Raw genomic sequence first — 2,689 nt, 5'->3', positions numbered from 1 at the left:
GCGCGTCGAGCGTTCGGTGCTGTCGATGCTGGATCCGGATCGGGTCGACGCACGATGTGGCGAATCTCCAGATCGCAGCCACTGCTCCGATGCTCGTCGATTCGCTCGACGTCGTCACGCCCGCCGACGCCCAGCTCGCGGTGACGTACTCCGCCGAGGACCCGGGCCGGGCCTATTACGGGACCGACACCCGCGGTGCAGGCATCCTGATCGGGGCTGCGCTCGCGGCCCTGCTGGCGCTCCGGAGCGAGGGGCCCACCGAGCCTCGCGGCGAGTCGGCGGGGCCGGCCACGCCGCGGTCGGTCACTCCAGGGTGGCGTCGAGTGGGGCTGGGTGGGTTGGCAGCGGCGGCGGCCGTGGCCACGTTGTGGGCAGCCACGCATCTGTCGGGCACGGACGAGGTGCTCTACCACGGAGGAATGGCCGGCATCGGGCTCGCCGTGGCGGTGGTGATCGCGCACGTGGTCCTGGTCCCGTCGGGGTTGTCCGCTCGGCTGCTCTCGGTGCCTCCGCTCCCGGCGCTGGGTCGGATCTCCTACGGCGTCTACCTGTGGCACTGGCCAGTGTTCATCGCCGCCAACGCGGATCGGACCGGACTGAACGACCTGACCCTGTTCGCTGTGCGTTGCCTCCTGACCGTGGGCATCGCCTTCATCTCCTACGTGCTCGTTGAACGCCCGATCCAACTGCGGGTACGGCCGAGGCGCCCTGTGTTTGCCGCGACCGGGGCAGGGGTCGCGGTTGCGGCCGGGGCCGTGGTGTTGGTGGTCACCACCGCGACGCCTCGGCTGCCGGCGCTGCCGGAGGAGGCGTCGGTCGTTGCCGTTGTGGACCGTTTCCTGGCGGGCGACGGTGACGCCGGGGCCGGTGCCACCGATGACCGCGGGAAGGATCCATCCAGTAAGGCGACCAAGTCGCCCCGGGCCGGGCCGATGCCGCCACTGCATCATCGGCGGCCCGGGCAGCCGGTTGTGGTCGACGTGTTCGGCGACTCGATTGCGTGGACGCTGGTGAGCTACCTGCCCAGCCATCCCGAACTCGACGTGCGCGATCGCACGCTCATGGGCTGCGGGGTGAGCAGGACTGCCCCCTTCCGCTACGTCGGCCGCCGCTACCTCGGGCTGATGCCGACCTGCCGGGACTGGCCCCGGATCTGGCGGGCTGCCATTGCCAGGGACAATCCGGACGTCGCGTTCATCCTGGTCGGGCGGTGGGAGACCATGGACCGGGTCCTGGATGGGCGGTGGACGCACGTCGGCGACCCCGAGTTCGACGCGCACCTGCGGTCCGAGCTTGACCTGGCCATCCGCGTGGCCGGAGCGCGGGGGGCGCACGTGCTGCTCGCAACCGAGCCCTACAACCGGCGCCACGAACAACTGGACGGGAGCCTCTACCCGGAGGACGAGCCGCCGCGGGTGACCGCGTGGAACCAGTTGCTGCGCAGCGTGGCGAGCCGCCATCCGAACGTGACCGTGGTCGACTTCGGCGAGCGAGTCTCCCCGGAGGGCCGCTTCACCTGGACCGCCGGCGGCTATCAGGTCCGCTCGGACGGGCTGCACCTGACCCCGTCCGGCGTCCAGGGCTGGATAGCTCCCTGGCTCCTGCCGCAACTGATTGGCGCCGTACCGAAGTGACGTCCTCGCGCCAGACCCCTGACGGAGTGACGGATCTCAGTTCGGCAGATCCGTCCCTTTCAGGGTGTCCGGCGACAGGTGTGAAACTGCAACGACTGCGGAGTGGATCGCTCCATTGCAGATTCGACCATCGTCGGCAACCGGCCCGTCAGTGCGCCATGTCCACGAAGCGCGAGTAATGGCCCTGGAAGGCCACGGTGAGGTCGCGCGTCGGACCGTTGCGGTGCTTGGCCACGATCAGGTCGGCCTCGCCGGGGCGGGTCGACTCCTTCTCGTAGACGTCGTCGCGATGCAGCAGGATCACCATGTCCGCGTCCTGCTCGAGCGACCCGGATTCGCGGAGGTCGCTCATCATCGGCCGCTTGTCGGCGCGCTGCTCGGGCCCACGGTTGAGCTGGGAGAGCGCGATGATCGGCAGCTCGAGCTCCTTGGCCAGCAGCTTGATCTGCCGCGAGAACTCCGAGACCTCGAGCTGGCGGGACTCGACCTTCTTGCCCGAGCTCATCAGCTGCATGTAGTCGATGACGATGAGCTTGAGGTCGTGGCGCTGCTTGAGGCGCCTGGCCTTGGCCCGGATCTCCATCATCGTCATGTTGGGGCTGTCGTCGATGAACATCGGCGCCCCCGAGACCTGCCCCATCTTGCGGGCGAGCTTCTCCCAGTCGTCGTCGCGCATCGTGCCGTTGCGGATGTGGTTGAGCGGCACCTTCGCCTCGGCGGAGAGCAGGCGCATCATGATCTCGGTGCGCTTCATCTCGAGGATGAAGAAGACGCTGGTCAGGTTGTTGTGGATCGACGCGGCCCGGCAGAAGTCGAGCGCGAGGGTCGACTTGCCCATGGCGGGTCGGGCCGCCACGATGATCATCTGCCCCGAGTGCAGGCCGTTGGTCAGCTCATCGAGGTCGGCGAAGCCGGTGGGCACGCCGTAGAGCCCGGCGTCACGGTTGCCGATCGCCTCAATCTCGTCGAGGACGGGGTTCATGATGTCGCTCAGCGGGGCGTAGTCCTCCGCGGCGCGGCGCTCGGTGATCTTGTACACCTCTGCCTGGGCCTGG

At 68.8% G+C, this 2,689-nt stretch carries 2 protein-coding genes; one reads left to right on the top strand and one right to left on the bottom strand.

Translation table 11 applies throughout. The features are described from left to right. A partial coding sequence (locus tag RMO85_RS01515; RefSeq protein ID WP_310526016.1) for an acyltransferase family protein occupies nt 1-1,634 on the top strand: 1,634 nt, incomplete at its 5' end. Between the two features lie 148 nt (nt 1,635-1,782). Here the strand turns inward: RMO85_RS01515 and dnaB are convergent. Further along, nucleotides 1,783-2,689 (bottom strand): replicative DNA helicase (gene dnaB / locus RMO85_RS01510; protein WP_310526015.1); only part of this gene is annotated, 907 nt, incomplete at its 5' end.

Origin of the sequence: Nocardioides sp., assembly GCF_031422975.1 — a bacterium.
Lineage (GTDB): Bacteria > Actinomycetota > Actinomycetes > Propionibacteriales > Nocardioidaceae > Nocardioides.
The sequence above is the reverse complement of the archived record's forward strand: the minus strand, read 5'-3'. Positions and strand labels throughout refer to the sequence as shown.